This is a genomic window from Streptomyces sp. NPDC091387, from assembly GCF_044756945.1.
GTDB lineage: Bacteria > Actinomycetota > Actinomycetes > Streptomycetales > Streptomycetaceae > Streptomyces.
Map to the genome: position 1 here is coordinate 102,995 of NZ_JBIVTZ010000008.1, position 22,983 is coordinate 125,977.

22 protein-coding genes are annotated in these 22,983 nt (G+C 70.7%); 18 read left to right on the forward strand and 4 right to left on the reverse strand.

From position 1 onward, the window contains the following. Positions 1–100 precede the first annotated feature (100 nt). Both ACIQM0_RS17880 and ACIQM0_RS17885 read left to right on the forward strand, forming a co-directional pair. On the forward strand, positions 101–1,108 hold the full coding sequence (locus ACIQM0_RS17880; protein WP_401287432.1) for a GlxA family transcriptional regulator: 1,008 nt from the start codon (positions 101–103) through the stop codon (positions 1,106–1,108). A gap of 17 nt (positions 1,109–1,125) precedes the next feature. Beyond that, positions 1,126–1,761: a DJ-1/PfpI family protein gene (locus ACIQM0_RS17885; RefSeq protein ID WP_401287435.1), complete on the forward strand. Its 636-nt coding sequence runs from the start codon at positions 1,126–1,128 to the stop codon at positions 1,759–1,761. Positions 1,762–1,806: 45 nt separating this feature from the next. Here ACIQM0_RS17885 and ACIQM0_RS17890 read toward each other — a convergent pair whose 3' ends face one another. Then, complete coding sequence (locus ACIQM0_RS17890) at positions 1,807–2,565, reverse strand: enoyl-CoA hydratase/isomerase family protein (protein WP_401287438.1); 759 nt, start codon at positions 2,563–2,565, stop codon at positions 1,807–1,809. A gap of 80 nt (positions 2,566–2,645) precedes the next feature. Here ACIQM0_RS17890 and ACIQM0_RS17895 point away from each other — a divergent pair, with 80 nt between their 5' ends. Beyond that, entirely contained in the window at positions 2,646–3,281 is a 636-nt protein-coding gene (locus ACIQM0_RS17895; protein WP_401287441.1) for an HdeD family acid-resistance protein, read from the forward strand. Positions 3,282–3,414: 133 nt separating this feature from the next. Continuing rightward, complete coding sequence (locus ACIQM0_RS17900) at positions 3,415–3,870, forward strand: ATP-binding protein (protein ID WP_401287444.1); 456 nt, start codon at positions 3,415–3,417, stop codon at positions 3,868–3,870. Positions 3,871–3,893: 23 nt separating this feature from the next. Here ACIQM0_RS17900 and idi read toward each other — a convergent pair whose 3' ends face one another. The 3 genes from idi to galE form a co-directional block, all read right to left on the reverse strand. Next, entirely contained in the window at positions 3,894–4,487 is a 594-nt protein-coding gene (gene idi, locus ACIQM0_RS17905; protein WP_401287447.1) for an isopentenyl-diphosphate Delta-isomerase, read from the reverse strand. A 338-nt stretch (positions 4,488–4,825) separates the two neighbouring features. Continuing rightward, a complete protein-coding gene (locus ACIQM0_RS17910) occupies positions 4,826–5,767 on the reverse strand; it encodes a cation diffusion facilitator family transporter (RefSeq protein WP_401287449.1) in 942 nt (313 codons plus the stop codon). 178 nt (positions 5,768–5,945) lie between these two features. Beyond that, the gene (gene galE / locus ACIQM0_RS17915; protein WP_401287452.1) at positions 5,946–6,929 is read right to left on the reverse strand and encodes a UDP-glucose 4-epimerase GalE; all 984 of its coding nucleotides are present in this window, start codon (positions 6,927–6,929) and stop codon (positions 5,946–5,948) included. A 502-nt stretch (positions 6,930–7,431) separates the two neighbouring features. Here galE and ACIQM0_RS17920 point away from each other — a divergent pair. The 14 genes from ACIQM0_RS17920 (at position 7,432) to hpnH (ending at position 22,979) form a co-directional block, all read left to right on the forward strand. Next, positions 7,432–9,036 carry a DUF5941 domain-containing protein gene (locus ACIQM0_RS17920; protein ID WP_401287455.1) on the forward strand — a complete coding sequence of 535 codons (1,605 nt, stop codon included), beginning with the start codon at positions 7,432–7,434 and terminating at the stop codon, positions 9,034–9,036. Further along, entirely contained in the window at positions 9,033–9,770 is a 738-nt protein-coding gene (locus tag ACIQM0_RS17925; protein ID WP_401287457.1) for a sugar phosphate nucleotidyltransferase, read from the forward strand. Before ACIQM0_RS17920 ends, ACIQM0_RS17925 begins: the two co-directional genes overlap by 4 nt. Next, positions 9,758–10,819 (forward strand): iron-containing alcohol dehydrogenase family protein, encoded by a 1,062-nt coding sequence (locus tag ACIQM0_RS17930; protein ID WP_362952652.1) that lies wholly within the window; start codon positions 9,758–9,760, stop codon positions 10,817–10,819. The genes ACIQM0_RS17925 and ACIQM0_RS17930 overlap by 13 nt, the downstream gene beginning before the upstream one ends. After that, complete coding sequence (locus ACIQM0_RS17935; RefSeq protein ID WP_363028869.1) at positions 10,797–11,576, forward strand: CDP-alcohol phosphatidyltransferase family protein; 780 nt, start codon at positions 10,797–10,799, stop codon at positions 11,574–11,576. The genes ACIQM0_RS17930 and ACIQM0_RS17935 overlap by 23 nt, the downstream gene beginning before the upstream one ends. A gap of 8 nt (positions 11,577–11,584) precedes the next feature. Beyond that, complete coding sequence (locus tag ACIQM0_RS17940; protein ID WP_385026763.1) at positions 11,585–12,457, forward strand: glycosyltransferase family 2 protein; 873 nt, start codon at positions 11,585–11,587, stop codon at positions 12,455–12,457. Between the two features lie 106 nt (positions 12,458–12,563). Then, complete coding sequence (locus tag ACIQM0_RS17945; protein WP_401287461.1) at positions 12,564–13,493, forward strand: ABC transporter permease; 930 nt, start codon at positions 12,564–12,566, stop codon at positions 13,491–13,493. After that, positions 13,486–14,271, forward strand: coding sequence for an ABC transporter ATP-binding protein (locus ACIQM0_RS17950; RefSeq protein ID WP_401287464.1), 786 nt, complete (start codon positions 13,486–13,488; stop codon positions 14,269–14,271). Before ACIQM0_RS17945 ends, ACIQM0_RS17950 begins: the two co-directional genes overlap by 8 nt. Positions 14,272–14,705: 434 nt before the next feature. Continuing rightward, complete coding sequence (hpnC, locus tag ACIQM0_RS17955; RefSeq protein WP_401287467.1) at positions 14,706–15,626, forward strand: squalene synthase HpnC; 921 nt, start codon at positions 14,706–14,708, stop codon at positions 15,624–15,626. A 29-nt stretch (positions 15,627–15,655) separates the two neighbouring features. Beyond that, a complete protein-coding gene (hpnD, locus tag ACIQM0_RS17960) occupies positions 15,656–16,576 on the forward strand; it encodes a presqualene diphosphate synthase HpnD (protein ID WP_401287470.1) in 921 nt (306 codons plus the stop codon). A 119-nt stretch (positions 16,577–16,695) separates the two neighbouring features. Next, complete coding sequence (gene hpnE, locus ACIQM0_RS17965; protein WP_401287472.1) at positions 16,696–18,084, forward strand: hydroxysqualene dehydroxylase HpnE; 1,389 nt, start codon at positions 16,696–16,698, stop codon at positions 18,082–18,084. Next, positions 18,081–19,184: a polyprenyl synthetase family protein gene (locus ACIQM0_RS17970; protein ID WP_401287475.1), complete on the forward strand. Its 1,104-nt coding sequence runs from the start codon at positions 18,081–18,083 to the stop codon at positions 19,182–19,184. Before hpnE ends, ACIQM0_RS17970 begins: the two co-directional genes overlap by 4 nt. Positions 19,185–19,291: 107 nt before the next feature. After that, on the forward strand, positions 19,292–21,295 hold the full coding sequence (gene shc / locus ACIQM0_RS17975; protein ID WP_401287478.1) for a squalene--hopene cyclase: 2,004 nt from the start codon (positions 19,292–19,294) through the stop codon (positions 21,293–21,295). After that, positions 21,295–21,954 carry a 1-hydroxy-2-methyl-2-butenyl 4-diphosphate reductase gene (locus ACIQM0_RS17980; RefSeq protein ID WP_401287480.1) on the forward strand — a complete coding sequence of 220 codons (660 nt, stop codon included), beginning with the start codon at positions 21,295–21,297 and terminating at the stop codon, positions 21,952–21,954. Before shc ends, ACIQM0_RS17980 begins: the two co-directional genes overlap by 1 nt. Before the next feature lie 5 nt (positions 21,955–21,959). After that, positions 21,960–22,979, forward strand: a complete 1,020-nt coding sequence (hpnH, locus tag ACIQM0_RS17985) for an adenosyl-hopene transferase HpnH (RefSeq protein ID WP_385037116.1) — start codon at positions 21,960–21,962, stop codon at positions 22,977–22,979. Positions 22,980–22,983: the final 4 nt, after the last annotated feature.

Consider the following 22,983-nt stretch of genomic DNA (forward strand, 5'->3'; position numbering starts at 1 on the left):
AACCCCGGGGAGCCGGTGACGTGTGTCGCGGCCCGCCATGGCAGGAAAGGTGGGGAACCCGTCATTGCGGCCATCCGGGAGGCCGCACAGGATGGCAGGCATGAAGCAGCGCACCGTACTCGTCGTCCTCTTCGACGGCGTCCAGAGCCTCGATGTGAGCGGGCCGATGGAGGTCTTCGCCGGGGCCGCCCGGTTCCCGGGGGTCTCGTACGGACTGCGCACCGCCTCGCCGGACGGCGCACCGGTCCGGTCGTCGAGCGGGCTCACGCTCGTCCCCGACAGCAGCCTCGCGGACGCCGGGCCCGCCCACACCCTCCTCGTACCCGGCGGACAGGGCACCCGGGTCCCCGACCCCGCCCTCGTCGACTGGCTGCGCGGGCACGCCCCGCACGCCGAACGGCTCGTCTCCGTCTGCACCGGTGCCCTGCTGCTCGCCGAGGCCGGACAGCTGGACGGGCACCGGGTGACCACGCACTGGACGCTCTGCGACCACCTCGCCCGCACCTATCCGGCCGTCGAGGTCGACCCGGAACCGATCTTCGTACGGGACGGCAGGCTGGCCACCTCCGCCGGAGTCACCGCGGGCATCGATCTCGCGCTCGCCCTCGTCGAGGAGGACCACGGCCGGGACGTGGCGCTCACGGTCGCCCGGCATCTGGTGGTCTTTCTGCGCAGGCCGGGCAACCAGGCCCAGTTCAGCGCGCAGCTCACCGCGCAGACGGCCCGGCGCGAACCGCTGCGCGAGGTCCAGCACTGGATCACCGAACACCCCGGCGAGAACCTCTCCGTCGAGGCCCTCGCCGCCCGCGCCCGGCTCTCGCCGCGCCACTTCGCCCGTGCGTTCCGGGCCGAGACAGGTATGACACCCGGCCGGTACGTCGACCTCGTCCGTCTCGAACAGGCCCGCAGGCTCCTGGAGGACACCTCCGACGGTGTGTCCGGTATCGCGCGGGCGTGCGGCTACGGAACGCCGGAGGCGATGCGCCGCGCGTTCGTCAGGGCGCTGGGCACCGCGCCCGCCGAGTACCGCAGACGGTTCAGCCACCGGCCGGCCGGCGCCCCCGCCGACCGGCCCCGCCCCACCGGGCCCGTCACCCTCCCTCACTGACCGAAGGGCAGCCACCCATGCAGATCGCCATCGTCCTCTTCGACCGCTTCACCGCGCTCGACGCCGTCGGACCCTACGAGATCCTGTCCCGGGCACCCGGCGCTGAGACCGTCTTCGTCGCCGAGCGGACCGGCCCGGTGCGCAACGACAGCGGCAGCCTGTCGCTGGTCGCCGAGCGGACGCTCGACGACGTCCCGGCGCCCGACCTGGTGATCGTCCCCGGCGGTCCGGGGCAGAGCGCCCAGATGGAGAACGAGACCCTGCTCGGCTGGCTGCGCACCGCCGATGCCGCCAGTACCTGGACGACCTCGGTCTGCACGGGTTCGCTGCTGCTCGCGGCCGCCGGACTCCTGAAGGGGCGGCGAGGGACCTCGCACTGGCTCGCCCTCGGCGCACTGAAGGAGTACGGCGTCGAGCCGACCGGCGAACGCGTCGTCATCGACGGCAAGTACGTCACGGCCGCGGGCGTCTCCTCCGGCATCGACATGGGCCTCACCCTGCTCGGCCGGATCGCGGGCGAGCGGCACGCCCAGTCCGTGCAACTGCTGACCGAGTACGACCCGCAGCCGCCGTATGACGCCGGGTCCCCCGACAAGGCGCCGCCCGAACTGGTCGAGGAGTGGCGCGCCAAGAGCCGCTTCGTCCTCCGGTAGCGGGGAGCGGGCGGGCCGGGGGCGGCCGGGCGGGACAGGGAGCGCTCAGGCCCGGGACGGCCAGGTGAAGCGGGGTGTGCGCCGCTCCAGGAACGCGGCGACGCCCTCCGCGGTGTCGCCGCTGCGGCGTGCCTGGTCTGCCCAGTGGGCGTCCCGGTCCTCGCGCCCCGCGGCGAACTCCTTCGCGGCCGACTGGGTCAGCCGGGAACGGGACACCAGGACCCGGACGTACGCCTCGACCCGCTCGTCCAGCTCGCCGACGGGCAGCACCTCGTCGACCAGACCGGTGCGCAGCGCCCGGTCCGTACCGATCAGCTCGCCGGAGAAGAGCAGGTGCTTCGCCGTCGACGGGCCGGTCAGCGCGACGAGCCGGCGGGTCGACGACGCGGCGTAGACGATCCCGAGCTTGGCGGGGGTGACCCCGAACAGCGCCCCCTCCTCGGCGAACCGCAGATCGCAGGCGGCCGCCAGCTGGCTCCCCCCGCCCACGCAGTAGCCGCGCACCGCGGCGACGACCGGCAGCGGGAAGGCGGCGAGCGCCTCCTCGGCCGCCACCGCGAGCTCCTGCGGGGCACCCGAGGGGTCGCGGAGGGAGGAGATGTCCGCCCCGGCGCAGAAGGTGTCCCCGGCGCCCGTCAGCACCAGCGCGCGTACCGAGGAGTCGGCGGCCAGCTCTTCCAGCAGCTCGGGCAGCGACTGCCACATCGCGGCCGTCATCGCGTTGCGCTTGGCGGGATTGCTGATCACGAGGGTGGCGACGCCGTCCGCGACGGTGAGCTCCAGCCGGGGTTCCGTGCGGTCCATGCGCCGGATGCTATCCGTACCGTTCGAACCTATGATCAAGAAGGGGCCGCGAAGCAGGCACGCACCCCGAGGAGTTCCCGGTGGCCGATCCCGCACACGAGGGCAGGAAGCTCAGCCGCGGTTTCAGCGGCCTCGCCCTGCTCGGCGCTCTTCTCGTCGTCGCCGGTCTGGTCGGTCTCGTCTACACCGGCGTCGCGACGCTCACCTCGATGATCCTCTTCGGCTGGCTGCTGCTGATCGGCGGCCTGGTCGGGCTGCTCCACGCGATCCAGTCGCGCGGCACCAGCTACTTCTGGCTGGGCGTGGTCGTCGCCGCACTGAACATCGCGGCCGGGGTCGTGGTCATCCGTCACCCGCACGGCACGGCCGAGGCGCTGACGATGTTCGCCGCACTGCTCTTCCTGACCGGTGGGGTGTTCCGCCTCGTCGGCAGTGTCGTGGTGCGCGGCCCGCAGTTCGGCTGGACACTCCTGCAGGGCGCCTTCGGTCTGCTGCTGGGTCTGCTGGTCCTCTTCGACTGGCCGCACAGCAGCCTCTACGTGCTCGGCTGCTTCTTCTCGCTCGCCCTGCTCTTCGACGGACTCGGGCTCATCGCGATCGGGGTGGGAGGCCGCCGGATCGTCTCGATGGTCTCGGACCGGATGACGCCCGGGGGAGGGGCTCCGGGCGGGCAGGACCAGCCTTCAGGAGACGGTCAAAAACGGTCTGATAGTTGACGCACCCGCAGCTCTCCGGTCAAGTTCTGTCGATAGAGGTCGACTTCTGCTCAGTGGTGCGGACCCGACCGACTACGCCCCGCACCCTGTACTCGACGTGCAGTCACCATCGAGTGGAAGCGGGTACCGGTCAATGGAGAGCCGCGGGAGTGTCCCCGCCAGGCCCGTGCCGTACGAAGGGGTCTGGCGGTTCACCGCCCCGGCCACGGACGTCTCCGTACCCCAGGCCCGGCACGCCGTACGCGATCTGCTGTACCGCCAGGGCGTACCGCTGGACGACGACATCGCCCAGGGGCTGCTGCTCATCGTTTCCGAGCTGGTCACCAACGCCGTGAAGCACGCGGCGCTGCTCTCCCCGGAACTCGCCGTGGAGGTGGCCGTGGGCACCGACTGGGTCAGGGTGTCCGTCGAGGACAACCACCCGTACCGCCCGACCGCGCTGGAGACCGATCACGCGCAGACGGGCGGGCGCGGACTGCTGCTGGTCCGGGAGATCACCCGGGAGGCGGGCGGGGCCTGCGACGTGGAGCACACCGCGGGCGGCGGAAAGGTCATCTGGGCGGCCCTGCCGCTCGGTCCGCGCCCCTGACCCCGCCGCACCGGCGGCCCCGTCTACCAGCCGGCAGCCGGACCGGTCAGTTCCCGGATCGCGGGCCTGGCGGCATCCAGCACCGTCATGAACCAGGCAGAGAACGGCGCCCGGTCATGCCGTTCCGCCAACTCCTCGGCCGATACGAACGCCGTCTCGCCCACCTCCTCCGGATCCGGCCGCAGCTGCTCCTGCGCCATGCCCACGAAGAGGTGGTTGAACTCCTGCTCCACCAGGCCCGAGGCGGGGTCCGGGTGGTTGTAGCGGACGGTGCCCGCCTCCGCCAGCAGCGAGGGGGAGATGCCCAGCTCCTCGTACGTCCGCCGGGCGGCGGCGGCGAAGGGCGCCTCGCCCGGGTACGGGTGACCGCAGCAGGTGTTGGACCAGACACCGGGGGAGTGGTACTTCCCCGGTGCGCGCCGCTGCAGCAGCATCCGGCCCTGCTCGTCGAAGAGGAACACCGAGAACGCGCGGTGCAGTTGGCCGGGTGCCTGGTGGGCGGCGAGCTTCTCCGCCGTGCCGATGGTGGTGCCGTTCTCGTCGACCAGTTCGAGCATGATCGCTTCTGCTGCGCCGTTCGACGAGGTGTTCGCCGCGGTGGCTGGTGTGGTCGGCATACCCATCCTTCGCTGTGGTCCCGGCCCCGTGCGCCGGTCCCGTCGAGTCTGCTCAAGTCTGCCGTACAAAAGCGGCTTGTCCGCACTTCGGGTCCTGGCATGTCCGGCGCCGGGGCGTCACGGTCACGGACACACCCGTCAGACGCCGAACGCCGCCGGGTACTGAATCGTGCCCTGGGGAACCGGCCCGGAATCATCGAGGACCAGCGCCGTCACCGCCTTGTTCGGCGAGTGTCGTGATCATTGTCGGTCAACGTGAGAACCCTTGATCGAGAGGGGGTTCCACCGTACATCGGGGATTGCGGCGGGCCTTCTCGCACCCCTCGGCCTTCACGTGCTCAGTGGCAGAGCTTCGCCTCGTGCTCCGCGTGCCCGCTCGGCTCCAGCTGGAAGGTGCAGTGCTCGACGTCGAAGTGGTCGCCGAGACAGCCCTGCAGCTCGTGCAGGAGCTTCTCGTGCCCGATGGAGTCGAGCAGTTCCTGATGCACCACCACATGGGCGGAGAGCACCGGCATACCGGAGGTGATCGTCCAGGCGTGGAGGTCATGGACGTCCAGCACCCCGGGCAGTGCCGTGATGTGGTCGCGCACCTCACCCATGTCGACCCCCTTGGGCGCCGACTCCAGCAGGACGTTCAGCGTCTCCCTGAGCAGCTTCACCGTACGCGGAACGATCATGAGGCCGATGAGCAGCGAGGCGATCGGGTCCGCGGCCTGCCAGCCGGTGGCCAGGATGACGCCCGCCGAGATCAGCACGGTCACCGAACCGAGGGTGTCCGCGAGTACCTCCAGATAGGCGCCCCGCACATTGAGGCTGTCCTTCTGCCCGCGCACCAGCAGCGACAGCGACACCATGTTCGCCACCAGGCCGACCAGGGCGAAGGCGATCGTCAGCCCGCCCCTGGTCTCGGCCGGACTGACGAAGCGCTCCACCGCCTCGAAGAGGAGGTAGCCGCCGACCCCGAGCAGCAGCAGACAGTTGGCCAGCGCGGCGAGGATCTCGGCGCGGGCGTAGCCGAAGGTGCGGTTCGGTCCGGCCGGCTTGTTGGCGAAGTGGATCGCCAGCAGGGCCATGCCGAGGCCCAGCGCGTCGGTTGCCATATGGGCCGCGTCCGCGATCAGCGCCAGGGAGCCGGACAGCAGCCCGCCGACGATCTCCATGACGGTCACGGTGAGCGTGATGCCCAGCGCGATCCGCAGTCGTCCCTTGTACGCGGCGGCCGCCGTGCCGGTGGGCGGTGGGCCGCCGTGCGCATGTCCGTGATCGTGCCCAGCCCCCATGGGGACGCCTCCCGGTCGTCGCGCGGACCCGGACGCGATTGGCCCGGGCAATGCCAGTGAACTACGGGCGGGGGGTATCGGGCAACACGGCAGTGAACACCGTTGTCACTTGCTCTGACCTGCGGAAATGGTCGCAGGTCAGAGCTGTTGACGGGTGGTGGTCAGAGCGGCGGACAGCTCACCGGGCGGACGTCACGGGGTGATGCAGCAGCCAACCCTGCCAGGCCGACGCGACCATCTCGCGCACCCCGCGCCGGGCCGACCAGCCCAGCTCGCCGGAGATCCGGTCGCAGGACGCGACCGCCTTCGACGCGTCCCCCGGTCGGCGGGGCTCGGACTCGGGCTTCCGGTCGAGCCCGGTGACCTCCGCCACCAGATCGGCCAGCTCGCGCACCGAGACGCCCTCGCCGCGGCCGATGTTGACGGTCAGGTCCCCGGGCTCCTCCTGCGCGGCCAGCCGCCCGGCGACAGCCAGGTGCGCCTCCGCGAGGTCGGCCACGTGGATGTAGTCACGGATGCAGGTGCCGTCGGGGGTGGCGTAGTCGTCACCGAAGATCCGCGGGGCCTCGCCGCGGGTCAGCCGTTCGAAGAACATCGGGATCACGTTGAAGACGCCGGTGTCCGAGAGTTCCGGCTCGGCCGCGCCCGCCACGTTGAAGTAGCGCAGACAGCCGGTGGACAGCCCGTGAGCCCGCCCGGCCGCCCGCACCAGCCACTCACCGGCGAGCTTGGTCTCCCCGTACGGATTGATCGGTTCGCAGGGAGCCTCCTCGGTGATCAGCTCCGCGTCCGGTACGCCGTACACCGCGGCCGACGAGGAGAACAGGAAGCTCCGCACGCCGGCGGCCGCGACGGCCTCCAGGAGGACGGTCAGCCCGCCGATGTTCTCCCGGTAGTACAGGAGCGGCTTCTCGACGGATTCTCCGACCTGCTTCTTCGCCGCGAGATGGATGACACCGGTCACCGCGTGCTCCGCCAGCGCCCGGTCCACCAGTGCGCGGTCGGCCGTCGAGCCCCGGACCAGCGGGACCTCGGCCGGCAGCCGGTCCGGGTTGCCGGTCGAGAGGTCGTCGAGAACGACCACCCGCTCACCGGCCCCCTTCATGGCTCGCACCACATGTGCCCCGATGTATCCCGCTCCGCCTGTGATCAGCCATGTCATGCGGGTCAGACTAGGGCCTGCCGGGCCCGGCGAGTCCGGCAAGATCCACAGGGGAGGCCCGGATCCTCGCACCGCGTTTTGTCAGGCGAGGCGGCCATCGACGATGATGATCGCGGACGGCCCCGCATGATCCAGGTCCGCCCGGAACGGAGCATAAACGGGCAGTGAACTCCCGCTTCCGTTCATCCGATAGCCTCTGCCGACATGCCGCCGGCCCGCATCGGGGCCGTGCCGTCGCGCGCCGACCCATGTCAGCACCAAGGAGTGAGTTCGTCTGTCGACCGCCATTCTCACAGGTGCTCCGGTACCCGGATCGACCATCGAGGCCGATCTGCGGTCACTGGGCTTCGACGTCCAGGCCGCCGCCGATGTCGGCGAGGCCGCGCGGCTGCTGTCCGCCGTCCCCGCCGACCGGCGCGTCGCGCTCGTCGACCCCCGTTTCGTCGGCCATGTCCACGCCCTGCGGCTCGGACTGACCGACCCCCGATTCCCCGCCGCCACCGTGCCCGGCGCGCTCACCGTGCAGCCGGAGGCGCGTCCCGCGCTGGCCCGCGCCCTGGACAGCACCAGCACGGCGGCCGGCGCGGGCGTGCCCACCGGCCCGCCCGGCAGCACCGCCACGGTCGTCGACCGCACCGTGCCCGGCCGGCTCGCCGCCACGATGGACGCCGAGGGCACCGGGGTGCAGCGCCCGGAGCTCGGCTCACTCGTCGCGGCCGTACCGGCGGACGAGGCGGCCCGCGCCACCGCGCTCTCCGGCGTCGCCGCCGTGGACGACGAGGCGGTCCGGCTGCGCAGCGCCGTCAAGGCCCGCGACGGCTTCTTCACCACGTACTGCATCAGCCCGTACTCGCGCTACATCGCCCGCTGGTGCGCGCGCCGCGGGTTCACCCCCAACCAGGTCACCACCGCGTCGCTGCTGACCGCCCTGGTCGCGGCCGGCTGCGCGGCCACCGGCACCCGCGGCGGGTACGTCGCCGCCGGACTGCTGCTGCTCTTCTCCTTCGTCCTGGACTGCACCGACGGGCAGCTCGCCCGCTACTCGCTCCAGTACTCGACGATGGGCGCCTGGCTCGACGCCACGTTCGACCGCGCCAAGGAGTACGCCTACTACGCGGGCCTCGCGCTCGGCGCCGCCCGGGGCGGCGACGACGTCTGGGCCCTGGCGCTCGGCGCGATGGTGCTCCAGTCCTGCCGCCACGTCATCGACTTCTCGTTCAACGAGGCGAACCACGACGCGGTGGCGAACTCCAGCCCCACGGCCGCGCTCTCCGACAAGCTCGACAGCGTCGGCTGGACGGTCTGGCTGCGCCGGATGATCGTGCTCCCGATCGGTGAGCGCTGGGCGATGATCGCCGTCCTGACCGCGTTCACCACCCCCCGGATCGTCTTCTACGCACTGCTCGTCGGCTGCTCCTTCGCGGCCTGCTACACCACGGCGGGCCGGCTGCTGCGCTCCCTGACCCGCAAGGCCCGCCGCACCGACCGGGCCGCCCAGGCCCTCGCGGACCTCGCGGACTCCGGCCCCCTCGCCCAGCTCGTGGCGGCCCGCGGCCCCCGGATCCCGGGCGCCTGGACCGCCCCGGTGGTCGCGGTCGTCGGCGCCGGGGCACTGATCGCCGCCGCGCTCCAGCAGCCCTTCGGCAGCCGGCAGATGATCGTCGCCGCGGTGTTCTACGCGGTCTGCTCCGGCATAGCCGTGGCTCGCCCCCTCAAGGGCGCACTCGACTGGCTCGTACCCCCGGTCTTCCGGGCGGCCGAGTACTGCACGATCCTCGCGCTGGCCGCCCGCAGCGACATCGACGGGGCGCTTCCCGCGGCCTTCGGACTCGTATCGGCCGTCGCCTACCATCACTACGACACGGTCTACCGCATTCGAGGCGGCACCGGTGCGCCGCCCCAGTGGCTGGTGCGAACGATCGGCGGGCACGAGGGCCGCACCCTGGTGGTGGCCGTACTCGCCGCCGTACTCACCGGAGCCTCGGGCTTCACCGTGGCACTCACCGTGCTCGCGGTGGTGGTGGCACTGGTCGTGCTGGTGGAGTCCATCCGGTTCTGGGTGTCCTCCGGGGCACCCGCCGTTCACGACGAAGGAGAACCCGCATGATCGGCCTCGTACTGGCAGCCGGCGCAGGACGGCGCCTGCGCCCCTACACCGACACGCTTCCCAAGGCTCTCGTGCCGGTGGACGGCGAGAAGACCGTCCTCGATCTCACGCTGGCCAACTTCGCCGAGATCGGCCTCACCGAGGTCGCGATCGTCGTCGGCTACCGCAAGGAAGCCGTCTACGACCGTAAGGAGGAGCTGGAGGCGAAGTACGGTCTCAAGATCGTCCTCGTCGACAACGACAAGGCCGAGGAGTGGAACAACGCCTACTCCCTGTGGTGTGCCCGCGAGGTCCTCAAGCGCGGTGTGATCCTCGCCAACGGCGACACCGTGCACCCGGTCTCCGTCGAGCGGACCCTGCTGGACGCGCGCGGCAAGGGCCAGAAGATCATCCTCGCCCTCGACACGGTGAAGAACCTCGCCGACGAGGAGATGAAGGTCATCACCGAGGAGGGCAAGGGCGTTCAGCGGATCACCAAGCTGATGGACCCGGCCACCGCCACCGGCGAGTACATCGGCGTCACCCTCATCGAGGCAGAGGCCGCGGAGGCGCTCGCGGACGCCCTGAAGGCGACGTTCGAGCGCGACCCCGACCTCTACTACGAGGACGGCTACCAGGAGCTCGTCAACCGCGGCTTCACCGTCGACGTGGCCCCCATCGGCGACGTCACCTGGGTCGAGATCGACAACCACGACGACCTCGAGAAGGGCAGGGAGATCGCGTGCCAGTACTGACCCGGCTCATCCCGTCCCCGGTCTTCGTCGACATCAGCCGGGGCGCCATGGACGATCTGGCCGGTCTCCTCGCGGACCAGCGGATCTCCGCCTCCGGCAAGCTCGCGATCGCGATCAGCGGCGGCTCCGGACAGGCCCTGCGCGAGAAGCTCGCACCGGCCCTGCCGGGCGCCGACTGGTACTGCGTCGCGGGCGGCAACATCGACGCCGCCGTGCAGCTGGCCGACGACATCAAGGGCAAGCGGTACGACGCCGTGGTCGGTCTCGGCGGCGGCAAGATCATCGACGTGGCGAAGTACGCCGCGGCCCGGGTCGGCCTGCCGCTGGTCTCGGTCGCCACGAACCTCGCCCACGACGGCCTCTGCTCACCCGTCGCGACCCTGGACAACGACAACGGACGCGGCTCCTACGGCGTCCCGATGCCGATCGCCATGGTCATCGACCTCTCGGTGATCCGGGAGGCCCCGGACCGCTTCGTGCGCTCCGGCATCGGCGACGCGATCTCCAACATCTCCGCCATCGCGGACTGGGAGCTCTCGCACCAGGTCAACAACGAGCAGATCGACGGACTGGCCGCCGCCATGGCCCGTACCGCCGGCGAAGCCGTGCTGCGCCACCCCGGCACCGTCGCCGACGACGAGTTCCTCACCGTCCTCGCCGAGTCGCTGGTGCTCTCCGGCATCGCCATCTCGATCAGCGGCGACACCCGCCCCTCGTCCGGCGCCTGCCACGAGATCAGCCACGCCTTCGACCTGCTCTTCCCCAAGCGGGCCGCGAGCCACGGCGAGCAGGTCGGCCTCGGAGCCGCCTTCGCCATGCACCTGCGCGGAGCCCACGAGGCGTCGGGGCTCTTCGCCGAGGTCCTTCGCCGGCACGGCCTTCCGGTCCTGCCCACGGAGATCGGCTTCACCGCCGACGAGTTCGTCCAGGCCGTTGACTACGCCCCGCAGACCCGTCCGGGACGCTTCACGGTCCTGGAACACCTCAGCCTGTCCACCGACCAGATCAGGGACGCGTACGCCGACTATGCCAAGACCATCAGTAGCTGAACTTCGCCCGGTCGTTCACCCCCCGGGCGTCAAGGACCGGCGCAGCGGTGAACACTGGGCGGGCCGGATCTACATGCGCGAGGTCTCGCTGCGTGTGGACCGGTACCTGGTCAACACCAAGGTCACGCCCAACCAGCTGACCTACCTGATGACCGTCGCGGGTGTGCTCGCCGCTCCGGCCCTGCTCGTTCCGGGGATCACCGGTGCGCTGCTCGGCGTGCTCATGGTCCAGCTCTACCTGCTGCTCGACTGCGTCGACGGCGAGCTGGCCCGCTGGAAGAAGCAGTTCTCGCTGGGCGGGGTCTATCTGGACCGGGTCGGCGCCTACCTCTGCGACGCGGCCGTGCTCGTCGGCTTCGGCCTGCGCGCCGCCGATCTGTGGGGCAACGGACGCATCGACTGGCTGTGGGCCTTCCTGGGCACCCTCGCGGCCCTGGGCGCCATCCTGATCAAGGCCGAGACCGACCTCGTCGGTGTCGCACGCCACCAGGGCGGGCTGCCGCCGGTCAAGGAGGCGGCGTCCGAGCCGCGCTCGTCCGGCATGGCGTTCGCGCGCCGGGCCGCCGGTGCGCTCAAGTTCCACCGGCTGATCCTGTGCGTCGAGGCATCCCTGGTGATCCTGGTCGCGGCCGTCCTCGACTCGGTCAGGGACGACCTCTTCTTCAGCCGCCTCGCGGTCGCGGTGCTGGCCGGCATCGCCCTGCTGCAGACCCTCCTCCACCTCGTGTCGGTCCTGGCATCGAGCAGGCTGAAGTGAGCACCCCCATGAAACTCGGCGCGGTCATCATCACGATGGGCAACCGCCCGGCCGAGCTGCGCGCCCTGCTCGATTCGGTCGCCAAGCAGGACGGCGACCGGATCGAGGTGGTCGTCGTCGGCAACGGCTCGCCCGTACCGGACGTCCCCGCGGGCGTGCGCACCGTCGAGCTGCCCGAGAACCTGGGCATCCCCGGCGGCCGCAACGTCGGCATCGAGGCCTTCGGGCCGTCCGGCGCCGACGTGGACGCCCTGCTGTTCCTGGACGACGACGGGCTGCTGCCGCTCACCGACACCGCGGAGCTGTGCCGGCAGGCGTTCGACGCCGATCCCAAGCTCGGCATCATCAGCTTCCGGATCGCCGACCCGGACACCGGGGAGACCCAGCGCCGCCACGTGCCGCGGCTGCGCGCCGCCGACCCGCTGCGCTCTTCGCGGGTGACGACGTTCCTCGGCGGCGCCAACGCCGTACGTACCCGGGTCATCGCCGAGGTCGGCCCGCTGCCCGGCGACTTCTTCTACGCGCACGAGGAGACCGATCTGGCCTGGCGGGCGCTGGACGCCGGCTGGCTGATCGACTACCGCGCCGACATGGTGCTCAACCACCCCACCACCGCCCCGTCCAGGCACGCCGTCTACCACCGCATGGTGGCCCGCAACCGGGTCTGGCTGGCCCGCCGCAACCTGCCCGCGCCGCTGGTCCCCGTGTACCTCGGTGTGTGGCTGCTGCTGACGCTGCTCCGCAGGCCGTCCGGCCCGGCGCTGAAGGCATGGTTCGGCGGCTTCCGGGAAGGCTGGTCGAAACCCTGCGGACCGCGACGCCCCATGAAGTGGCGTACGGTGTGGCGGCTGACCAGACTAGGCCGCCCTCCGGTCATCTGAGAGGCTCGCCTCTGGGAGCATGAGGCGTATTTTTCTTATCGGGACCTGTCCGCCCTGAGCCGCGCCCGCGACTGGCTGCGCATTTTGAATACGAGAGTTTCATCTGGTGAGTGACACAACCCATGATGGTGCGGTTGCGCTGAGCACCCCGCCATCGGCAGACGACGGCCTGAGCTCGGCCGAGCTGGCCGCGAAGTACGGTCTGACGGTGAGTGGAGCCCGCCCGGGGCTCTTCGAGTACGTGCGCCAGCTCCGCGGGCGACGCCACTTCATCATGGCGTTCTCCCGGGCGAAGCTGACCGCTCAGTACAGCCAGGCGAAGCTGGGCCAGTTGTGGCAGGTGGCCACCCCGCTCCTGAACGCCGCGGTGTACTTCATCATCTTCGGCCTGATCCTCGGCACGAAGAAGGGGATTCCGCAGGACGTCTTCATCCCGTTCCTGGTGACCGGGGTCTTCGTCTTCACCTTCACCCAGAGCTCCGTGATGGCGGGTGTCCGGGCCATCTCCGGGAACCTCGGCCTGGTCCGCGCACTGCACTTCCCGCGCGCCTCGCTGCCCATCTCCTTCTCGCTCCAGCAGCTCCAGCAGCTGCTGTACTCGATGATCGTGCTGGTCGCGGTGACGGTCGGGTTCGGCAGCTACCCGCGGCTCTCGTGGCTGCTGGTGGTTCCCGCCCTGGTGATGCAGTTCTTCTTCAACACCGGCCTGGCGCTGATCATGGCGAGGCTCGGCTCCAAGACCCCCGACCTGGCCCAGCTGATGCCGTTCATCATGCGGACGTGGATGTACGCGTCGGGCGTCATGTTCTCCATCCCGGTGATGCTCGCGGACAAGCCGTCCTGGATCGCCGACGTGCTGCAGTACAACCCGGCGGCCATCTACATGGACCTGGTCCGGTTCGCGATGATCGACGGTTACGGCTCCGAGAACCTGCCGGCGCACGTCTGGGTGGTCGGGCTCGCCTGGGCGCTCCTGGTGGGCGTCGCGGGCTTTGTGTACTTCTGGAAGGCAGAGGAACGGTACGGCCGTGGCTGAGGACAACACCGCGGGGCGCGTCCCCACCGTGATCGCCGACGACGTGCACATCGTGTACCGCGTCAACGGCGGTGGCGGTGGCAAGGGCGGCGCCACCGCGGCACTGAGCCGGATACTGCGCCGCGGCAAGGGCGAGGAGCGCGGGGTCCGCAAGGTGCACGCCGTGCGCGGCGTGTCCTTCACCTCCTACCGGGGCGAGGCGATCGGTCTCATCGGGACCAACGGTTCCGGCAAGTCGACCCTGCTGCGGGCCATCGCCGGTCTGCTCCCGACCGAGCACGGCAAGGTCTACACCGACGGCCAGCCCTCGCTGCTCGGGGTGAACGCGGCGCTGATGAGCGATCTGACCGGCGAGCGCAACGTCGTGCTGGGCGGACTCGCCATGGGCATGAGCCGCGAGGAGATCCGGGAGCGCTACCAGGACATCGTCGACTTCTCCGGCATCAACGAGAAGGGCGACTTCATCACCCTGCCGATGCGGACGTACTCCTCCGGCATGGCAGCCCGGCTGCGGTTCTCGATCGCGGCCGCCAAGAACCACGACGTCCTCATGATCGACGAGGCTCTCGCGACCGGTGACCGGAAGTTCCAGATCCGTTCCGAGGCGCGCATCAGGGAGCTCCGCAAGGAGGCCGGCACCGTCTTCCTGGTCAGCCACAGCAACAAGTCGATCAGGGACACCTGCGACCGGGTGCTGTGGCTGGAGAAGGGCGAGCTGCTGATGGACGGCCCGACCGACGAGGTCCTCAAGGCGTACGAGCGGGAGACCGGCAAGTAACGCCTTCCGCAGCGCAGCGGCCTCCGCCGGACGACTCCGGCGGAGGCCGCTGCGCGTGGTCCGGACCATGGGCCGGGCCCCGGCGTCCACGGCTCGTCGTATGCCTCCCGGCAAGATCTCCTCCCGCCGGATGACGTCAATTTGCGTGCGCACGGGGAAAGTTGGCACGGCACGGCGCGGACTCGGTCTGCGTGCCGTACCCCGCCGTATCGATGAGCGTTGTACAACGTAAGCTGTACCGGTGCTGATTCGTTGCAAGTGGGGCGATACCGCCTGAGTGGAAGGCCCCATGGTCCTCCGCACTGGGGAGGGCGGGCGGCGTGTCCGGAATGGGTTGTTTTGGGTCAGCAGTGTAGAACGGGAGATGTGACGGCTATGACGGATGATCTCCAGCTCCGAGGTGCTCACGCCGTCCCCGTGCAGGGCGGTCCGCAGTGACGCGTGCCCGCCGGACGCGGCTCGATTCCGACGTACCCGGAACCCTTGACAAGGCCGCCGACGAGAATTTCCCGGTGGCCCCCTTCTTCCTGCCGCGCGCCTGGCGCGACGACCTGATGGCCGTCTACGGCTACGCCCGGCTCGTCGACGACATCGGCGACGGCGATCTCGCCCCCGGCGGTGCCGACGCCCGCCACCTCGGTCTCGACCCGGCGCAGGGGGAGGACCGGCTCGCGATGCTCGACGCGCTGGAGACCGACCTGCGCCGCATCTTCTCCACCACGGGTGAGACCCCGCACCACCCCCTCATGCAGGCACTTCGCCCCACCGTGCGGCGCTGCTCGCTCACCCCCGAACCCTTCCTCGGCCTCATCGAGGCCAACCGGCAGGACCAGAAGATCCGCCGCTACGGGACGTACGAGGAGCTCCTCGCCTACTGCGAGCTCTCCGCGAACCCCGTCGGCCGCCTGGTCCTCCAGCTCACCGGGACCGCGAGCCCCGAACGGATCCGCCGCTCCGACGCCGTCTGCACCGCGCTGCAGATCGTCGAGCACCTCCAGGACGTCACCGAGGACCTCGGGCGGGACCGGATCTACCTGCCGGCCGACGACATGGCAAGGTTCCATGTGGCCGAATCTGATCTGGCCGCACGGTCCGGGGGTGCATCGGTGCGGGCGCTGGTCGCGTACGAGGCGGAACGCGCCGGGGAACTGCTGAATGAAGGCACCCCTCTGGTGGGTAGCGTCCACGGCAGGCTCAAGCTGCTTCTCGCCGGATTCGTGGGTGGGGGGCGTGCCGCCCTCACCGCGATCGCGGCCGCCGGGTTCGATGTACTGCCCGGACCGCCCAAGCCCACCAAGCCCAGCCTGCTGCGCGAGGTGGGAGTTGTCTTGCGAAGAGCGCGTAGAGAGGGGTGAGCCGGACCGTGGAGGGACAGACGACGTACATGTCGGCACCGGTACAGGCCGCATACAGTTACTGCGAGGCGGTCACCGGACAGCAGGCGCGGAACTTCGCGTACGGCATCAGGCTGCTGCCGGCCGAGAAGCGACAGGCCATGTCGGCGCTGTACGCCTTCTCCCGTCGTGTCGACGACATCGGTGACGGCGAGCTGGAGCCGGAGACCAAGCGCGTCCGCCTGGAGAGCACCCGCACACTGCTGGACCGGGTACGCGACGGCGCGGTCGACGACGACGACACCGATCCGGTGGCCGTCGCACTCGCCGACGCCGCCCGCAGGTTCCCGCTGCCGCTGGAGGGGCTCGACGAGCTCATCGACGGTGTGCTGATGGACGTGCGCGGCGCGACCTACGAGACCTGGGACGACCTCAAGACCTACTGCCGGTGCGTCGCGGGCGCCATCGGCCGTCTCAGTCTGGGCGTCTTCGGTACGGAACCGGGCGCGCCCGGCGCCGAACGTGCCGCGGAGTACGCCGACACGCTCGGCCTCGCGCTCCAGCTGACCAACATCCTGCGCGACGTCCGAGAGGACGCGGGCAACGGGCGCACCTACCTGCCCGCCGACGACCTCGCCAAGTTCGGCTGTTCCGATGGCTTCCACCGGGCCACCCCGCCGCCCGGCTCGGACTTCGCGGGCCTGATCCACTTCGAGGTCCGGCGCGCCCGCGCCCTGTTCGCCGAGGGCTACCGGCTGCTGCCGATGCTGGACCGGCGCAGCGGTGCGTGTGTGGCGGCGATGGCCGGCATCTACCGCAGGCTCCTCGACCGGATCGAGCGCGACCCCGAGGCGGTGCTGCGCGGCCGGGTCTCGCTGCCGGGCCACGAGAAGGCCTACGTGGCGGTGCGCGGCCTCTCGGGTCTCGACGCCCGATACATCTCGCGCCGTACGGCCAGAGGGCGTGTCTGAATGCGCCTCGCGGACATCTCGCGCACCATGAGCACCATGGATGATCAGTCGGGACGGCGGGCAACCCCTGGCCGTACCCCTGCGTCCCTGACTGGAAAGACCTGGCGAGAGGGGGATTCATGACGGATGACAGCCTGCGTTCCTCCCGGGCGGTGGTGATCGGCGGCGGGCTCGCCGGCATCACGTCGGCCCTGCGCCTGGCCGACGCCGGGCTTGACGTGACCCTGCTCGAAGGACGGCCCCGGCTCGGCGGCCTCGCCTTCTCCTTCCGGCGTGGCGAACTGACGGTCGACAACGGCCAGCATGTCTATCTGCGCTGCTGCACCGCCTACCGCTGGTTCCTCGACCGCGTCGACGGCGCCCGTCTGGCGCCCCTGCAAAACCGTTTGGACGTGCCCGTTCTCGACGTCGGGCGGCCTGCGGGTCCCCGGCTCGGGCGGCTGCGCCGCAATGGGCTGCCGGTCCCGTTCCACCTCGCCGCCGGACTCGCCGGGTACCCGCACCTCTCGCTCGCCGAGCGGGCGAGCGTGGGGCGCGCCGCGCTGGCCCTCGGCCGGCTCGACCCGGACGATCCGGCGCTGGACGACATCGACTTCGGCAGCTGGCTCGCCCGGCACGGCCAGTCGCCGCGCACCGTCGAGGCCCTCTGGGACCTGGTCGGCGTCGCCACGCTCAACGCGACCGCGCCGAACTCCTCGCTCGCGCTCGCCGCGAAGGTCTTCAAGACCGGCCTCCTCTCCGATCCCGGCGCCGCCGACATCGGATGGGCGAGTGTGCCGCTCGGAGACATCCACGACACCCTGAGCCGCAAGGCCCTGGACTCCGCCGGTGTCCGCACCGAACTGCGGACGAAGGCCGGATCGCTCACCCGTACCGACGACGGGCGCTGGTTGGTCGACACCGGAGCCGAGCGGATCGAGGCGGACACCGTCGTGCTGGCCGTCCCGCAGCAGGAGACCCACGCCCTGCTGCCCGAGGGCGCGCTCGACGCCCCGGAGCGGCTGCTGGAGATCGGCAGCTCGCCGATCCTCAACGTGCACGTGGTCTACGACCGCAAGGTGCTGCGGCGGCCGTTCTTCACCGCGCTCGGCTCACCGGTCCAGTGGGTCTTCGACCGCACGGAGGCCTCGGGCCTCACCGGACCCGGGCAGTACCTCGCGGTCTCCCAGTCCGCGGCCGACGAGGAGATCGACCTCCCCGTCGCCGAGCTGCGCGCCCGCTACCTGCCCGAGCTGGAGCGGCTGCTGCCGGCCGCTCGCGGCGCGGGGATCAGGGACTTCTTCGTCACCCGGGAGCGGACGGCGACCTTCGCACCCGCCCCCGGAGTCGGCCGGCTGCGGCCCGGGACCCGGACCAGGGCACCCGGCCTCTTCCTGGCCGGCGCATGGACCGCCACCGGCTGGCCGGCCACGATGGAGGGCGCCGTCCGCAGCGGTGCCGGCGCCGCGGACGCCGCACTCCTGGCACTCGGCCACCCCCACGAACATCCGCTGCAGGAGGCGGCATGAGCAGTACCACCGGAACAAGAGGAGAGTCAGTGACCCCGGCGAATCCGGCTTCCGACACCGTGGCGGACACCACGGACGTCACCGCGCTTCTGGAGCGCGGACGGGCCCTTTCCACGCCGGTGCTCCGGGCCGCCGTTGACCGGCTCGCACCGCCCATGGACACCGTGGCCGCCTACCACTTCGGCTGGATCGACGCCCAGGGCAGAGCCTCCGACGGCGACGGCGGCAAGGCCGTGCGCCCGGCGCTGGCCCTGCTGTCCGCAGAGGCGGCGGGCGCCGCCGCGGAGGCCGGCATCCCCGGAGCCGTGGCCGTCGAACTCGTGCACAACTTCTCGCTGCTGCACGACGACCTGATGGACGGCGACGAGCAGCGGCGCCACCGCGACACGGTGTGGAAGGTGCACGGCCCCGCCCAGGCGATCCTGGTCGGCGACGCGCTCTTCGCGCTGGCCAACGAGGTCCTGCTGGAGCTCGGGACGGTCGAGGCGGGCCGCGCGGCCCGGCGGCTGACCTCGGCCACCCGCAAGCTCATCGACGGGCAGGCCCAGGACATCTCCTACGAGCACCGCGAGCGGGTCACCGTCGAGGAGTGCCTGGAGATGGAGGGCAACAAGACGGGTGCCCTGCTCGCCTGCGCCTGCTCCATCGGCGCGGTGCTCGGCGGCGCCGACGACCGCACCGCCGACGTCCTGGAGGCGTACGGCTACCACCTCGGCCTCGCCTTCCAGGCGGTCGACGACCTGCTGGGGATCTGGGGCGACCCGGAGAGCACCGGCAAGCAGACCTGGAGCGATCTGCGCCAGCGCAAGAAGTCCCTGCCGGTCGTCGCCGCGCTCGCCGCGGGCGGACCGGCCTCCGAGCGCCTGGGCGAACTGCTCGCCGCCGACGCGAAGAGCAGCGACTTCGACAGCTTCTCCGAAGAGGAGTTCGCCGCCCGTGCGGCACTCATCGAGGAGGCGGGCGGCCGTGAATGGACCGCTCAGGAGGCGCGTCGTCAGCATGCGGTCGCCATCGAGGCGCTGCACGGTGTCGACATGCCCGAAACCGTGCGGGCGCAGCTCACGGCGCTCGCGGACTTCGTCGTCGTACGAAAGAGATGATCGCCATCTGGTCCATATGACTCGCAGTCGCCGGCCGGCGTTCGTCACGGGCGCCGGCCGACGGAGACCCCAGCACAGCAGAGGACCAACTGCACGAAGGGGAAGCCATGACAGCGACGACCGACGGAAGCACCGGGGCCGTGGATCCCCGGGCAGCCTCGGCCAGTAGACCGACAACCGAATCAACCATCGCCGCGGACGAGTTACTGGCCGCCGCGCGGCGGGCCGCGGAACGCTCGGTGGAGCACCTCCTCGGCAAGCAGGACGAGCAGGGCTGGTGGAAGGGCGACCTCGCCACCAACGTCACCATGGACGCCGAGGACCTCCTGCTGCGCCAGTTCCTCGGAATCCAGGATTCCGCCACGGTCCAGGCGGCCGGCCGCTTCATCCGCGGCGAGCAGCTCGGTGACGGTACCTGGGCCACGTTCCACGGCGGCCCCGGGGACCTCTCCGCCACCATCGAGGCGTACGTGGCACTGCGGCTGGCCGGCGACCGGCCGGAGGACCCGCACATGGCCCGCGCCGCGGGGTGGGTCAGGGAACAGGGCGGGATCGCGGCGAGCCGGGTGTTCACCCGGATCTGGCTGGCCCTGTTCGGCTGGTGGAAGTGGGACGACCTGCCTGAGCTCCCGCCCGAACTGATGTTCTTCCCGAAGTGGGTCCCGCTCAATATCTACGACTTCGGCTGCTGGGCCCGCCAGACCATCGTGCCGCTCACGGTCGTCTCCGCGAAGCGGCCGGTCCGGCCCGCCCCCTTCGCACTGGACGAGCTGCACACCGACCCCGGCAACCCGAACCCGGCCAGGCGCCCTGCTCCGGCGGCCAGTTGGGACGGTGTCTTCCAGCGCCTCGACAGGGCGCTGCACCTCTATCACCGGATCGCCCCGCGCAGGGTGCGGCGTCTCGCCATGAACGCGGCCGCCCGCTGGATCATCGAACGCCAGGAGAACGACGGCTGCTGGGGCGGGATCCAGCCGCCCGCCGTCTACTCCGTCATCGCGCTGCATCTGCTGGGCTACGACCTCGACCACCCGGTGATGCGGGCCGGACTCGCCTCGCTCGACCGGTTCGCGGTCTGGCGCGAGGACGGCGCCCGCATGATCGAGGCCTGCCAGTCCCCGGTCTGGGACACCTGTCTCGCCACCATCGCCCTCGCCGACGCCGGGCTCAGCCCCGACCACCCGGCGCTCGTGAAGGCGGCCGACTGGATGCTCGACGAGGAGATCGCCCGGCCGGGCGACTGGTCGGTACGCCGACCCCAACTCCCTCCGGGCGGATGGGCGTTCGAGTTCCACAACGACAACTACCCCGATATCGACGACACCGCGGAAGTGGTCCTCGCGCTGCGCCGGGTCCGCCACCCGGACCCGGCACGGATCGAGGCCGCCATCGAGCGGGGGGTGCGCTGGAACGTCGGCATGCAGTCCCGCAACGGAGCCTGGGGAGCGTTCGACGCCGACAACACCAGCCCGTTCCCCAACCGGCTGCCGTTCTGCGACTTCGGCGAGGTCATCGACCCGCCGTCCGCGGACGTCACGGGGCACGTGGTGGAGATGCTCGCCATCGAGGGCCATTCCGCGAACCCCGTCACCCGGCGGGGCATCGAGTGGCTGCTCGCCGAACAGGACGTGGCAGGCGGCTGGTTCGGCCGATGGGGCGTCAACTACGTATACGGAACAGGGTCGGTGGTGCCCGCGCTGGTCGCTGCCGGGCTGCCCGCAGCGCATCCCTCGATCCGGCGCGCGGTCGGCTGGCTGGAGTCCGTCCAGAACGACGACGGCGGCTGGGGCGAGGACCTGCGCTCGTACAACGAGGACAAGTGGATCGGCCACGGTGCCTCGACCGCGTCCCAGACGGCCTGGGCACTGCTCGCACTCCTCGCCGCGGGCCGGCGGGACACCGCGGCCGTGGCCCGCGGGGTCGCCTGGCTCACCGAGACCCAGCAGGCCGACGGCTCCTGGGACGAGCCGTACTTCACCGGGACCGGCTTCCCCTGGGACTTCTCCATCAACTACCACCTCTACCGGCAGGTCTTCCCGCTGACCGCACTCGGGCGGTACGTGCACGGCGACCCCTTCGCCGGCCGCGCGGAGCTCCGGAAGGGGGCCTGATGGGGGAACCCGCGGTGCCGCCCGGCCCCGCCGCCCCGCTGCTGATCGCCTGCGCGCTCGGCATCGAACAGCTCGCCCTGCGCACCGGCAGGAGCAGGGCGGACAAGGCCCCGGGCCCGGTGACCGTACTCCGTACGGGCATGGGGCCCCAGGCGGCCGAAACCGCCGTGGCGCGGGCGCTCGGCGAAGGCCGGGCGCTCGGCGCCGCCGTCATCGCCTCGGGGTTCTGTGCCGGGCTGACGCCCGGCATGCACCCCGGGGATCTGGTCGTGGCCGACGAGACCCGGTTCGCCGGGGGGTCGACCGCCTGCACCGGCACCGAACTGCTTGCCGACGCACTGGCCAGAGCACTACCGGGACGCGCCGTCCACACCGGCCCGCTGACCGGCTCCGACCATGTCGTACGCGGGCATGAGCGGGCCGAGCTGCGGACCACGGGAGCGATCGCGGTGGACATGGAGTCCGCCGCCACTCTGCGCACCGCCCTGCGCTCCGGGCCCCGCCCGGTTGCGGCCGTACGGGTGGTCGTGGACGCTCCACAGCATGAGCTCGTCCGCATCGGCACGGTCCGCGGTGGAATATCGGCATTCCGCGTTCTCCGTGCCGTCCTACCGGCTTTCTATGAATGGCACCGATCTTTGCTGCTCCCCAGGAGGTGAGCTAGATGGCCATGCCACTCCGTCAGACCATCAAGATTGCGACGTACCTTGCTGAACAGAAGCTCCGCAAGCGGGAGAAGTTCCCGCTGATTGTCGAGCTGGAGCCTCTGTTCGCCTGCAATCTTGCCTGCGAAGGCTGCGGGAAGATTCAGCATCCGGCCGGAGTCCTCAAGCAGCGCATGCCGGTGGCCCAGGCCGTCGGCGCGGTGCTCGAATCGGGCGCCCCGATGGTCTCCATCGCGGGCGGCGAGCCGCTGATGCATCCGCAGATCGACGAAATCGTCCGTCAGCTGGTGGCGAAGAAGAAGTACGTCTTCCTCTGCACCAACGCGATGCTGCTGCGGAAGAAGATCGAGAAATTCACGCCGTCGCGCTACTTCGCGTTCGCCGTGCACATCGACGGGCTGCGCGAGCGGCACGACGAGTCGGTTGCCAAGGAAGGAGTGTTCGACGAGGCGGTGGCCGCGATCAAGGAGGCCAAGCGCCGAGGCTTCCGGGTCACCACCAATTCCACCTTCTTCAACACCGACACCCCGCAGACCATCATCGAGGTCCTCAACTACCTCAATGACGATCTGAAGGTCGACGAGATGATGATCTCGCCCGCCTACGCGTACGAGAAGGCACCCGACCAGGAGCACTTCCTCGGAGTCGAGCAGACCCGCGAGCTGTTCAAGAAGTCCTTCGCGGGCGGCAACCGGGCCAAGTGGCGGCTGAACCACTCGCCGCTCTTCCTGGACTTCCTGGAGGGCAAGGCCGACTTCCCGTGCACGGCGTGGGCCATTCCCAACTACTCGCTCTTCGGCTGGCAGCGGCCCTGCTATCTGATGAGCGACGGCTACGTGCCGACGTACCGGGAACTCATCGAGGAGACCGACTGGGACAAGTACGGCCGCGGCAAGGACCCGCGCTGCGCCAACTGCATGGCGCACTGCGGCTACGAGCCCACCGCCGTACTCGCGACCATGGGGTCGCTGAAGGAATCCCTGCGTGCCGCGCGGGAGACCATCGGCGGGAACCGGTGATGTG